Source organism: Dietzia sp. 111N12-1 (assembly GCF_001658045.1).
GTDB classification, from domain to species: Bacteria; Actinomycetota; Actinomycetes; order Mycobacteriales; family Mycobacteriaceae; genus Dietzia; species Dietzia kunjamensis.
The window spans coordinates 115,315-127,542 of record NZ_LSSV01000104.1; the positions used below are offsets into that span (position 1 = coordinate 115,315).

Sequence of the window (12,228 nt, forward strand, 5' to 3'; positions counted from 1 at the left end):
ATCCACGCGGGGCCGGTACGTACACTCAGGGATCACGAGCGGCGCCTCCTGACGGGCTGCCGCACCAGGCGAGGAGGGTCAACGGGTGGGTGAACAGACTGGAGCCCCGGCACCGGACACCGCCTCGTCGCCACCGCGTCTGACCGTCGGAGGCCTGGTCTCCGGCGGCAGGTACGAGCTCCTCGAACCGTGCGGTGGTGTCGCCGGCCAGTCCTTCTGGAAGGCCCGCGACCGGCGCCTGGGGAGGTTCGTCGCCCTGACCTTCGTCGACCCGCTCCCCGGCGAGCAGCCCCCGGGTTCGGCGACGGGGGTGCTCGACCGTACCGTCGCGCTCACCACGGTCTACGCGGACGGGTTGGCGCGCGTGCTCGACGTCATCCGCGGCCGCGCGGGCGGCATCGTGGTCTCGGAGTGGATCCCCGGACGCAGTCTCGCCGCGGCCGTGGCCGAGCCGGACCCCGACTCCGCCGTGGGTGCGGTGTGGGGTCTGGCGGACGCCGCGACCCGTGCCGAGGAGGTGGGCCTGACCCTGGGCCTCGACTCGCCGGACCGAATCCGTCTCACCGAGGACGGGCGCGCCGTCCTGGCCTTCCCCGGGGTCCGCGAGGGGGACGACGCCCGGTCCGACGTGCGGGGCCTGGGCGCTACCCTCTATGCGCTGCTCACCGGAGCGTGGCCGCTCCCGCTGCCCGAGGGTTCCGATCTGTACGAACCGACCGACGGTCGGCCCGGTCCCGCCCGGAGGGACGACGACGACGAGGTCCTCGACCCCACGGTGGCCGGTACCGGGGTGGCGCCGGAATCCGCGGTGCTGGCCATGCGGTCTCTCGACGGGTCGTCGGTCAGCTCGGCGGCCACCGTGAGGGCGATGGTGACCGATCGCGTCGGCGGGCCGCGGCGCGCCGCCCCCGGGGCCTCCTCCCGGGTCGCCTACCCGGCGGGCGCCGCGACGACGGGATGGACGTCGGGGGAGTGGTCGTCGGGGGAGTGGTCGTCGGCGGAGTGGTCCTCGGCGGAGGCGGGTTTCGAACCCGCGCCGTACAGCGAGCCGGACCCGGAGGTCCAGAAGCGCCGCTGGCAGATCATGGCCGGGACCGGCGCGGCCGCGGTCGTGGTGATCGCCTTGCTGTTCACGTGGATGCTCGGGGGGTTCGGCGGCACCCGCAACGACACCCCGCTCTCACAGCAGCTCGACGCGATCGAACGGGCCGCCCAGGCCAGTCGCGCCGCCCAGACCGCCGAGCCCGCGGCCGATGACTCCGCCGCAGGTGACACCGGGGACGAGGCGGACGAGGCGGAGGAGGCCACCCCGACCACCCCGGTCTCCGTGTCGACCGTCACCACCTGGCAGCCCTCGTCCTCGAACGGCGTCGCGGAGAACTCGACGGATGCCCCCAACGTGGTCGACGGTGACCGGTCCACCTCGTGGTCCAGCGACGCCTACCGATCCCAGATCGGCGACGGCCCGTCGGCCTACAAGCCGGGTATCGGGTTGATGCTCACACTGGACGGTGAGCAGGAGGTCCGACGGGTGGTGCTCCGCTCGGGGGATGACGGCGTGCGCTTCGAGGTGCGGTCCGCGCCCGGTGCCTCTCCGGAGTCACTCGACGAGACCACCCGTCTCGGAGCGGGCACCGTCCGCGACGGGTCGGCCACCGTGACGATCGATGACCCGCGGGAGTCCGGGTACGTCCTGGTGTGGATCACCCGCCTGGGTACCTCCGGTGCCCAGTCCTACGAGGCCACGATCAGCGAGGTCGAACTGACCCGCTGACCGGCCGGGAGACGTCCCCACGGGCGGCCCGGCCGGGTTACGGTGACGGCCGTGAACACCGGTACCGCCGTCCCCACCGCGGCGGGTTCCCCTGCCCCGCCCGCAGGCGCGGAATCCCCGCTCAGCGCCCAGTCCGCTCCCGGGGCAGGGTCCGTTCTCAGGGCAGAGTCCGTTCCCAGGGCCCGGCCCGCACTGACAGCCGAGTCCCCGCTGTCCGACGCCGAACTGCTGGACGCGCACGTCGCCGGCGACCCCGACGCCTTCTCCGCCCTCGTCCGGCGGCACTACGACTACCTCTGGCGGTTGGCCATCCGCACGTCGTTCAACCGCGACGACGCCGCCGAGGCCCTGCAGGAGGCTCTCGTCTCGGCGTACCGGAAGGCGGACACCTTCCGCCACGCCTGCCCGGTGCAGGGGTGGCTCTACCGCATCGTGGTCAACGCCTGCCTGGACAAGATGCGGGCCCAGCGCCTGCGCACCCACACCCAGCTCACCCCGTCCCTGCACGAACAGGTCACCCTGCGTGACCACTTCCACCAGGACCCGGCGTACGCGATCATCGTGGCCGAGGCGTTGGCGGAACTGCCCGACGATCAGCGGGACGCCGTCGTCGTCGTCGACATGCTGCGGTGCACCGTCGCCGAGGCGAGCCACCTGCTCAACATCCCCCCGGGCACCGTGAAGAGCCGGTGCTCCCGTGGCCGCGCGAAACTCGCGGCCCTGCTCGAGGGGGTCACCCTCACCGTGTGAGGGTGTTCCTCCCGTCGCCCGGTGGGCGGGCGCGGGAACAAGGCAGCCCCCCGGGGTGTTGTGGCCACTAGAAGACCCGGCACCTGATGCCGGTTCCGACTCACGAGCCACCAACCGCCCGAGGAGCCCCGAGAACTCATGAGCGACACCGTCCACGACGTCATCATCGTCGGATCCGGCCCGGCCGGGTACACCGCCGCCATCTACTCCGCGCGGGCCGAGCTCAAGCCCGTCGTCTTCGAGGGCTCCCAGTTCGGTGGAGCGCTCATGACCACGACCGAGGTCGAGAACTTCCCCGGCTTCGCCGAGGGCATGATGGGCCCCGATCTCATGATGCAGATGCGTGAGCAGGCCGAGCGGTTCGGGGCCGACCTCCGGATGGAGGACGTGACGTCCATGGACCTCGCCGGGGACATCAAGACCGTCCGGGTCGGCGAGGAGGAACACCGCGCCCGCGCCGTGATCCTCGCGATGGGTGCCGCGGCCCGCTACCTCGGGGTCCCGGGGGAGCAGGAGTTCCTCGGCCGGGGCGTGAGCTCGTGCGCCACGTGTGACGGATTCTTCTTCCGCGACAAGCCGATCGTCGTGGTCGGCGGCGGCGACTCCGCCATGGAGGAGGCCACCTTCCTCACCAAGTTCGGTTCCTCCGTGACGATCGTGCACCGCCGTGAGGAGTTCCGCGCCTCCAAGATCATGCTCGAGCGGGCACGGGAGAACGAGAAGATCTCGTTCATCCTCAACACGGCCGTGGACGAGGTGCTGGCCGGCGCGACCGGCTCGGTCGAGAAACTCCGTCTGCGCGACACCGTCACCGGTGAGACCAGTGAGCTCGAGACCGCCGCCATGTTCGTCGCGATCGGCCACGATCCCCGTTCCGAGCTGGCCCGCGACCAGGTCGAGGTCGACGAGGACGGCTACGTCCTCACCGGTCAGACCACCGCCACCTCCCTTCCCGGGGTGTTCGCCTGTGGCGACCTCGTCGACAAGCGCTACCGCCAGGCCATCACCGCCGCCGGTTCGGGGTGCGCCGCCTCGATCGACGCCGAGCGCTGGCTCGCAGAGCAGGCCTGAGCCCGCACCGGGCCCGGAACAACCGGGCCCCGTCCACCCACCCGAAAGGACCACCTCATGGCCGACACCCCCAACATCATCGACGTCACCGAGGCCGACTTCGCCGACGCCGTGCTCACCGCCAGCGGCTCCAAGCCCGTTCTCGTGGACTTCTGGGCCACATGGTGCCGCCCGTGCACCATGATGGCGCCGGTCCTCGACGAGCTGGCGGGCTCGGAGGCGGACAAGCTGACCGTGGCCAAGGTCGACGTCGAAGCCAACCAGGAACTCGCCGCCGAGTACCAGATCACCGCGATCCCCGCGATGCTGTTGTTCTCGGAGGGACAGCCGGTCAAGCGCATCACGGGCGCCAAGTCCAAGTCGGCGCTCCGAGCCGAGCTGGGCGACGTTCTCGGCGCCTGACACACACGCCGGCGGCACCGGGTCGCTACCCTGTGTCGCTACGCTGTGGCGCTCCCCCGTGGCGTTCCCCCACCGCCCGGCGCGGACGGGGCATGTCCGCGTGTGAGGCGGTAAGTTCATCCGGGTACCCAACACTAGGAGAGCGGGAGGAGACCCATGGCGTGGAGGCGTGGTGACCGTGGGCCCGAGGTGGCCGCCATCCGGGCCACCCTCGCGGGCATGGGTCTGCTGCACAACATCGAGTCGGTCGGGGTCACCGAGCCCGAGACCGGGTCAGTGCTCGCGCGTACCGACGCCGTCTTCGACGCCGACCTGGAGAAGGCCGTTCTGGCCTTCCAGCAGGCGCGTGCGCTGATCTCCGACGGTATCGTGGGTCCGGCCACCCAGGCCGCGCTCCACGACGCCAGCCACGTGCTGGGGACCCGGGACCTGAGCTATATCGTCTCCAGGCCGATGGCGGGGGACGATATCGCCCAACTGCAGCGACGACTCGGCGAGCTCGGGTTCTACGCCGGCCTGGTGGACGGGACTTTCGGCCCCCTCACGCACGCGGCCGTCACCGACTTCCAGCGCGACTGCGCGCTCCCCGCGGACGGTGTGGTCGGTGCCGAGACCCTGGACACCCTGAGCCGCTTCTCGACCCTGTTCAAGGGCGGGGACGTCGCCTCTCTCGTCGAGAAGGAGCGGGCCCGCACCTCCGGTCCCATGCTCGCCGGTAAACGGATCGTCCTCGATCCCGGCCCCAGTGGGTCCGAGAATCCAATCCGGATCGACACCCCCTACGGGACCATCACCGACGCGGAACTGCTCTGGGACATCACCCGGCGGCTCTCCGAGCGGATGAACCAGGCCGGCGTGGAGGTCTTCCTCTCCCGGCCCGAGGCGATGATCCCGACCGATCCCGAGCGCGCCGAGATAGCCAACGCGTTCAACGCCGATCTCATCATCTCGCTCCGCCTGGACCGCCACCCGAATCCGGTGGGCAACGGGGTCGCGACGTTCTACTTCGGAAACTCGCTCGGCGCGGAGTCCATGCTCGGTGAGGCCCTATCCGGCTTCATCCAGCGGGAGATCGTCAGCCGCACCACTCTTCGCGACTGCCGGACCCATGGCCGGAGCTGGCCGTTGCTGCGAATGACCCGCATGCCGTCCGTGCAGATCTACCTGGGCTACGCGTACAACCCGCAGGATCTCGAGATCCTCGGCGATCGTGCCGCCCAGGACACCATCATCGACTCGATCCTCGTGGGCGTGAAACGTCTGTACCTCCTCGACGAGGACGATCATCCCACCGGGTCGATGTCCGTCGACGACCTCATCGACTACGAGCAGCGCCAGCGCGACTGATCGCGGCTCCGGCCACCCCGGGGGAGTCGGGACCGGGGTGTCGTGATTCCCGGGGTGTCAGAGCCCCCGGGCGACGGCGCTCGCCGACGCGCCCGACAGCACCCCGAGCCGCCGGGTGGCGAATCCGTGTTCGGCGAAGAGCTGATCGAGGGCGCGCTCCACATCCGCCTTCCACAAGTGCTCGCTCTCGATATCGAGCCGGAGGCGGGGATGGGTCTCGTGGGGTGCCACCACCGTGAAACCGTGCTCGACCAGAAAGCTCATCCCCGGCACGCACGAGTCCGCGCCGCACCCGTCACGTGACGTAACATGCCCGGGGTCCTCGGACGTGACCCCGAAGGCCTCGATGGCCTTGATTCCGCGGCTTCGAACATTGACGACGACGGCGTCGAGCAACGCGGTCAGTACCCCTGCCGGTGCGCCGTGCTCGACACTCATGCCGGCGAGCAGCACAGCGTCAGCGCCGACGGGCGAGGTCGGGAAGCACGTTGCCCGCGGCACCATCCCCGGGGGGGCGTAGAAGGCGGCAGCCGTCGATCGGTCCCCGTAGGTGGCGAGCTGGCCGCAGACACCCCATTCCAGGGATACGTGTGAGATCCACGCTTCCTTCTCGAACTCCGGATCTCCCGGGGACTGCTCACCGTCGGTTTGCCAATAGACGCAACGCCGGGCGCGAGGACCCAGCTGGTCCACCGCCGACAGGTCCAGCGGGCGGAGGGAGATCATCGCGGCGCTGCGGTCGACCCGCCCTCGAGAAGTGCGAGTACCCGGGCCAGATCATCGGTGTCGCCGACGTCGATGGTGATACGTCCCTTACGGCGCCCCATCGTGACCGACACGGAGGTCTCGAAGCGGTCTGACAGCCGACCCGCCACCGCCTCCAGCTCCGGGTTGCGCTGGCGTCCGCGGGGCGGGGGCTTTGGCTTGTCCGTGGTGTCCCCGGGATCGCGGTTGGCGAGGGTGACGAGCTCCTCGGTCGCCCGCACCGACAGGCCCTCGGCGACGATCCGGGCGGCGAGCTCGTCCTGTGCCGGCGCCCCCGCCTCGAGGCCCAGGAGTGCGCGCGCATGTCCCGCTGACAGGACACCAGCCGCGACCCGCCGCTGTACGGCGGTCGGCAGCTGGAGCAGGCGGATGCTGTTGGTGATCGCGGGGCGGGATCGGCCGATGCGGGTCGCGAGTTCTGACTGGGTCACGTCGAACTCTTCCAGCAGCTGCTGGTAGGCGGCGGCTTCTTCGAGAGGGTTGAGCTGTACCCGGTGGATGTTCTCGAGCAGAGCGTCCCGCAGCAGATCCTCGTCGTCGGTCTGCCGAACGATCGCCGGAATCGTCTCGAGCTTCGCGCGCTGGCTCGCCCGCCAGCGTCGCTCACCCATGATGAGCTGATAGCGCCCACCGGACATCTCACGGACGACGATGGGCTGGAGGAGTCCGAATTCCTTGACGGAATGAGCGAGTTCGGCCAACGCCTCCTCATCGAAGTGGGTGCGGGGCTGCTTCGGGTTGGGGTCGATCTCGGCCGGGGAGATCTCACGGTAGACGGCGCCGGGGTCCACCAACTCTGTTGTTTCACGTGAAACGGGTGAACCATCGTCGGCGTGCGAGCCGGTGTCGGCGTGCGAGCCGGTCTCGGCCGCGCGGGCCGTCGATGACGCGGTACCGGTGAGCTCCGTATCCGCCGGACCCCGATTCCCGGCGCCGGACGAGCGCGGACGTGGGGGAGTGGTACGCGGACCGCCACCTCGAGGCCCCAGGATCAGGTCGGCGGCGTCGTTTCCGAGCCGAGGCCCTTCGTCGGGGCCGGTGGGGATGAGGGCCGCGAGACCCCGCCCGAGACCGCCCTTACGCTGCTGGCTCATCAGTTCTCCTCCGGGCGGTCGAAGCCCTCAGCTTCACCCGCGGTGGGCGTGGATACGAGTTCTCCCGGACCGGCCGGCCCTCCCCGTGCATTGATCTCGCGGGCGGCGTCCAGGTAGGCCAGTGCACCGCGCGACCCCGCGTCGTACTGGAGGATGGTCATCCCGTAACCCGGTGCCTCGGACACCTTGACGCTTCGCGGGATCACCGTCCGCAACACGGTGTCACCGAAGTGCTTCCGGACCTCACCGGCGACCTGCTCGGCGAGCTTGGTGCGTCCGTCGTACATCGTCAGCATGATGGTCGAGATCTCCAGATCCGTATTCAGATGTTGTTGGATGAGTTCGACGTTACGGAGAAGCTGACCCACTCCCTCGAGGGCGTAGTACTCACACTGGATCGGGATGAGGACCTCGCGAGCAGCGACCATCGCATTCACGGTGAGCAGACCGAGCGAGGGCGGACAGTCAAGAAAGACGTAGTCGATACCGAGCGACTGCAAGTCCTCCGGCAGGAGGACTTCGGCGAGACGTCGTTCCCGCTGGGGGAGCCCGACCAGCTCGATCTCCGATCCCGCGAGATCGATGGTCGCAGGTACGCAGAACAAGCGCTCGGCGTGGGGACTCTTCTGCATCAACTCATCGACGGACGCCTCCCACATCAGAAGGTCATAGCTCGACGGTGTGCCCTCGCGGTGATCGACACCGAGCGCCGTACTCGCATTGCCCTGCGGATCCATATCGATCACGAGCACCCCGAGCCCACCCAGAGCGAGAGCAGCGGCGAGGTTGACGGTGGACGTGGTCTTGCCCACCCCGCCCTTCTGGTTTGCGATCGTCACGATCCGCGGCGACTCGGGACGGGGGAGTGCCGGTGCATCCCCGTGGAGGACCTCGTTCGCCTGGCGCGCGGCCGCGAAGATCGGGGTCTCGTCGTAGGACATCCGTCACCTTTCGAGTTGCATCGTGAGCGCGGCGAGCCTGCCGCCGTGTGGGTGCCATTGTTTCACGTGAAACCGACACTGGACACGTCCCCGTCAGGCCTCAGTGAGACCGACGCCCGCGTCCGCGGGATCGGGAGCCACGGCCCCCCATCCTAGTCGCCAGGGTGCCGATCACCAGCCTCGTCGGTTCGGCATCCGGGGCAGCGACGGTCTCGACGCGAACGTCGTCGAACCCGAGTTTGCCGAGCGCCGCACGATCACGCTCGACCTCGTCGACTGCCGACTCGCCCTTGAGGGCAACCATACGGCCGCCCACCTTCAGCAGCGGAGCAGACCACCCGGCGAGCTTCGCCAGCGGTGCCACTGCCCGGGACGTCACGACGTCCGCCTCGCCCGCCTCGACGATGACCGGTTTCTCCTCGGCGCGACCCCGAATGACACGGACATCGATGCCGAGCTCGGCGATGATCTCCTCGAGAAACGTGACCCGACGGAGAAGTGGCTCGACCAGAGTGATCGTCAGATCTGGGCGCGCGAGCGCCAGGGGGATACCAGGGAGGCCTGCGCCGCTCCCGATATCGACGACAGACACGCCCTGCGCCAGCTGAGATTCAGCAGCCGCACTGTTGAGGACGTGCCGATCCCACAGTCGAGGACGCTCACGCGGACCCATCAACCCGCGCTCGAGCCCGGCCGTCGCGAGGAAATCGACGTACCGCGTCGCGAGACCCAACCGATCACCGAACACTTCAGCGGCAGCGGGCGGGGGCGAGGGCAGATCACCGGAGCCGGACATCGAGCCCGGTTCGGCCGGTGTCTCACCCGCAGTCCTGGAAGCCCCGTCGCTGTCACGTGACGCTTCGTGGCCCGTGTGTCCGTTCATGGTCTCGCGCTCCTTCTCGCGGCCGCAAAGCCACTGTTTCACGTGAAACACCGCCGGTGAATCACATCATTGTCATTAGACCCTCGGACACGGATCACGGGTGCGAGCCGTCCTGCTCGCACCCCTGCCCCAAGCCTCCCGTCACCCGGGCAGGACGACCACCCGGCGGTTGGGCTCGACGCCGGTCGAGTCCGAGGTGACACCCACGATCTCCGCGATCGCATCGTGGATGATCTTGCGTTCGAACGGCGTCATGGGCTCGAGCTCCTCCGACTCACCTGACTCGAGAACCCGCTGCGCCGCCACGCGTCCGGACTCGCTCAACGCCTCACGCTTCGCCTCACGCCAACCGGCGATGTCGAGCATCAACCGGCTCCGATCGCCGAGTTCCTGTTGCACCGCGAGACGCGTCAACTCCTGGATAGCGTCCAGGACCGAGCCGTCCGAGCCGACCAAGGTATCCAAGTCGTCGCCGCCCACGATGCTCACCACAGCCCGATCGCCCTCGACGTCCAGATCGATGTCCCCGTCGAAATCGAGGATGTCGAGGAACTGCTCGAGATAGTCGCCAGCGACCTCGCCCTCCTCGACCAATCGTTCCTCGGACACCTCGATGTTCCTCTTGGACATGGACCTGCCTCCGTCGTGACCGCCGATCGCCGAACCCCGGGGGTGCGACGACTATCTACCCCAAGTATGGGACAAGGTCCCCGACGCCGGAGCATCGGGGACCTTGTCCACTCACGTTTCCCTAGCGGGTCAACGCTTCTTTTTCTTCTTCTTGTTCTTGGGACGCGAACCCGATCCCTTCTGGGCCGGCCTACTGCGCTGCCCGCCGGGAGCCTGAGGCCGTTGACCCGGGCGTGGAGCGGATGCCGGAGCGACCGCAGGCCCCGGGTCGGAGCCGATCACCTCGTCGTCGTCCACCGTCGCGGTACCCACCTCCCCGGCCGGATCCGACACCACCCCGGTTCCCGTCGCGGCGGCGGCGCGATTCTTCCTGGGCTTGGTGGGCTTCACACCCACCCGCGGAGCGAGCGCCTTCTGCTCCTCGCGCCGCAGGAGGGCCGCGGCGTCGTCCTCCTTGGCCATCTTCTCATACAGGAAGTACTGCTGGCCGAGGGTCCAGAGGTTATTCGTGACCATGTACACGAGGATCGCCATCGGCCAGAACGCACCGGTCACCAGGATGCCGATGGGGAAGGCCCACAGCATGAGCTGGTTCATGATCTTGGCCTGCGGGTTGGCCGCGGCCTCAGGGGACTGGCGGGACAGGGAGATCCGCGCGTTGAAATGGGTCGTGACCGCCGAGACGATCATCAGCGGAAGTGCGACCAGAATGATGTTCCACCGGGCGAAGTCGAGCATCGCGCCCGGCTCCACGAAGGCCTGGAACTGTTCGACCGGCTGGGAGATGAAGGACGAGAGCGGAGCACCGAACAGGCGGGCGTCGAGGAAGCTCTGCACCTCGTCCGCGTTGAACACGTAGTTGCCCGTGTTGCGCGTCTCCTCGGCGCTCATCCCGAGCGCGCCGAACTGCGAGCCCATCCGGTTGAACGACCGCAGCACGTGGAACAAACCCAGGAATACGGGGATCTGGATCAGCATCGGTAGGCAACCCAGGAGGGGGTTGAACCCCTCCTGCTTCTGCAACTTCCGGGTCTCGACCGCCAATTTTTCGCGGTCGTTCTTGTACCGCTTCTGCAGCTCCTTCATCTTGGGCTGCATCTCCTGCATCTTGCGGGAGAAGCGAATCTGTTTTGCCGCCGGCCAGAACAGCATCGCGCGGAGGGTGAAGACGAGGAAGATCACCGACAGGGCCCAGATGACCCCGTTGGAATCCGGCGCCTCGACCCAGGGGAGCAGACCGCCGAGGAACGCGAAGATCTTGTGCCAGAACCAGAGGATGCCGGAGATCGGGTAGTAGACCAACGGGTTGGTGATGAACGACATGGGTGGTGGAGTCCTAGCTACGTTCGAGAATTGTCGGTGTGCTCGTGGGGCTCGTGGCCCGGTGGATCAGGTGCACGGGGCCGGGGGACCGGATCCCACCCGCCCGGTGTCCACGGCCCACAACGCAGGAGACGCCACACCGAGAGCCACGTGCCGTACCAGGCTCCGTGGACGCGTACCGCCTCGACGGCGTAACTACTGCACGTGGGTTCGAATCGGCAGCTCGGTGGGGTCCAGGGGGAGATGCCCTTCTGGTAGAAGTCGAGCATCCACAACAGGATCCGCGCGATGGGACCCGGGCGCCCCGTGCTCACGACGTGCCCCTCGCGCGAGCGGCCGCAGCGACGAGCCCCGCGCGCATATCCCGCACGAGGTCGGCGTGCGACGCACCCGCGGAGGCCGGGTTGGCCCGGATCACCACCATGAGATCGTCGCCGGCCTCGTCCAGCAGGCCGCCCGCGATATGACGAAGCCGTCGGCTGACGCGGTGACGAGTCACCGAGTCCCCGACGGCTTTGCTGACAACCAGCCCGAAACGCGGACCGCCCACGCGGACATCCGAGGAGTCCACGTGGGCGTGTACGACCATGGTGCGGCGGCCCTTCCTGGCACCCTTGCGCACCACCGTCGCGAAGTCAGCGGAACGGTGGAGCCGGTGCGACCTGGGGAGCACCCGCCACCCCGGCCGGAATCAGGCCGTCAGCGACGCGCGGCCCTTACGCCGGCGGGCGCCGACGATGCCGCGACCGGCGCGGGTGCGCATGCGCAGACGGAAGCCGTGCACCTTGGCACGACGACGGTTGTTCGGCTGGAAGGTCCGCTTGCCCTTGGCCATGGTTGGCTCCTCACGTGAAGTCGGCGCCGTGTCCAGCGCCCGATCGAGTTCGAGACGTCGTCGAATCACCGAAGGACGGCGGCACCACGACGCGCCGGGCGCCCACGGGCGCACGACAGACTGCTCAAGATTACGCGCCCGAGGCGCCGGCCGCCAAACCGTGTAATCCCATTGGTCTCACTGATACCAGTTTCCTGGCCACAACGACACGCCCACGGCCGCGATGCTTGACATCCGCCCTCCAGTCAATCTTGAGGGTTGCCCCCCGGTTCACCATGTTGTTACCGTCATTCCTCAGGCGAGCCCCACCAGAGCTGCAAGACGCGACGTGAATCCGAACAAGCACCTCCGACCCCTCCCCACCGACGACCTACCCGCGAACCGACGGGAGGGGTCTGTCTTCCCACAGCTGT

Annotated in this window: 14 protein-coding genes; 5 read left to right on the forward strand and 9 right to left on the reverse strand. The window is 68.6% G+C overall.

Translation table 11 applies throughout. The annotated features are described in order from the left end of the window. Positions 1-85: 85 nt before the first annotated feature. The 5 genes from AYO52_RS17320 (at position 86) to AYO52_RS17340 (ending at position 5,344) form a co-directional block, all read left to right on the forward strand. A complete protein-coding gene (locus AYO52_RS17320) occupies positions 86-1,774 on the forward strand; it encodes a protein kinase family protein (protein ID WP_067720176.1) in 1,689 nt (562 codons plus the stop codon). A 51-nt stretch (positions 1,775-1,825) separates the two neighbouring features. Next, entirely contained in the window at positions 1,826-2,524 is a 699-nt protein-coding gene (gene sigM / locus AYO52_RS17325) for an RNA polymerase sigma factor SigM (RefSeq protein WP_371518032.1), read from the forward strand. Positions 2,525-2,662: 138 nt separating this feature from the next. Beyond that, complete coding sequence (trxB, locus tag AYO52_RS17330) at positions 2,663-3,595, forward strand: thioredoxin-disulfide reductase (RefSeq protein WP_067720178.1); 933 nt, start codon at positions 2,663-2,665, stop codon at positions 3,593-3,595. 57 nt (positions 3,596-3,652) lie between these two features. Continuing rightward, on the forward strand, positions 3,653-3,997 hold the full coding sequence (trxA, locus tag AYO52_RS17335) for a thioredoxin (RefSeq protein WP_067720180.1): 345 nt from the start codon (positions 3,653-3,655) through the stop codon (positions 3,995-3,997). 156 nt (positions 3,998-4,153) lie between these two features. Continuing rightward, the gene (locus tag AYO52_RS17340; RefSeq protein ID WP_067720182.1) at positions 4,154-5,344 is read left to right on the forward strand and encodes an N-acetylmuramoyl-L-alanine amidase; all 1,191 of its coding nucleotides are present in this window, start codon (positions 4,154-4,156) and stop codon (positions 5,342-5,344) included. A gap of 57 nt (positions 5,345-5,401) precedes the next feature. Here the strand turns inward: AYO52_RS17340 and AYO52_RS17345 are convergent, their stop codons facing one another. The 9 genes from AYO52_RS17345 to rpmH form a co-directional block, all read right to left on the reverse strand. Continuing rightward, a complete protein-coding gene (locus tag AYO52_RS17345; RefSeq protein ID WP_067720183.1) occupies positions 5,402-6,070 on the reverse strand; it encodes a hypothetical protein in 669 nt (222 codons plus the stop codon). After that, positions 6,067-7,203 carry a ParB/RepB/Spo0J family partition protein gene (locus tag AYO52_RS17350; RefSeq protein ID WP_067720185.1) on the reverse strand — a complete coding sequence of 379 codons (1,137 nt, stop codon included), beginning with the start codon at positions 7,201-7,203 and terminating at the stop codon, positions 6,067-6,069. Before AYO52_RS17350 ends, AYO52_RS17345 begins: the two co-directional genes overlap by 4 nt. Beyond that, the gene (locus AYO52_RS17355; RefSeq protein WP_067720187.1) at positions 7,203-8,144 is read right to left on the reverse strand and encodes a ParA family protein; all 942 of its coding nucleotides are present in this window, start codon (positions 8,142-8,144) and stop codon (positions 7,203-7,205) included. The genes AYO52_RS17350 and AYO52_RS17355 overlap by 1 nt, the downstream gene beginning before the upstream one ends. Positions 8,145-8,244: 100 nt before the next feature. Next, entirely contained in the window at positions 8,245-8,940 is a 696-nt protein-coding gene (rsmG, locus tag AYO52_RS17360) for a 16S rRNA (guanine(527)-N(7))-methyltransferase RsmG (RefSeq protein ID WP_067720189.1), read from the reverse strand. A gap of 228 nt (positions 8,941-9,168) precedes the next feature. Beyond that, positions 9,169-9,657 carry a R3H domain-containing nucleic acid-binding protein gene (locus AYO52_RS17365; RefSeq protein WP_067720191.1) on the reverse strand — a complete coding sequence of 163 codons (489 nt, stop codon included), beginning with the start codon at positions 9,655-9,657 and terminating at the stop codon, positions 9,169-9,171. 129 nt (positions 9,658-9,786) lie between these two features. Then, positions 9,787-10,980: a membrane protein insertase YidC gene (gene yidC, locus AYO52_RS17370; protein WP_067720193.1), complete on the reverse strand. Its 1,194-nt coding sequence runs from the start codon at positions 10,978-10,980 to the stop codon at positions 9,787-9,789. Positions 10,981-10,997: 17 nt separating this feature from the next. After that, on the reverse strand, positions 10,998-11,294 hold the full coding sequence (gene yidD, locus AYO52_RS18070) for a membrane protein insertion efficiency factor YidD (RefSeq protein WP_082924143.1): 297 nt from the start codon (positions 11,292-11,294) through the stop codon (positions 10,998-11,000). After that, positions 11,291-11,653 carry a ribonuclease P protein component gene (rnpA, locus tag AYO52_RS17375; protein ID WP_067720195.1) on the reverse strand — a complete coding sequence of 121 codons (363 nt, stop codon included), beginning with the start codon at positions 11,651-11,653 and terminating at the stop codon, positions 11,291-11,293. The genes yidD and rnpA overlap by 4 nt, the downstream gene beginning before the upstream one ends. Positions 11,654-11,671: 18 nt before the next feature. Continuing rightward, positions 11,672-11,815, reverse strand: coding sequence for a 50S ribosomal protein L34 (gene rpmH, locus AYO52_RS17380; protein WP_007629603.1), 144 nt, complete (start codon positions 11,813-11,815; stop codon positions 11,672-11,674). Positions 11,816-12,228 lie beyond the last annotated feature (413 nt).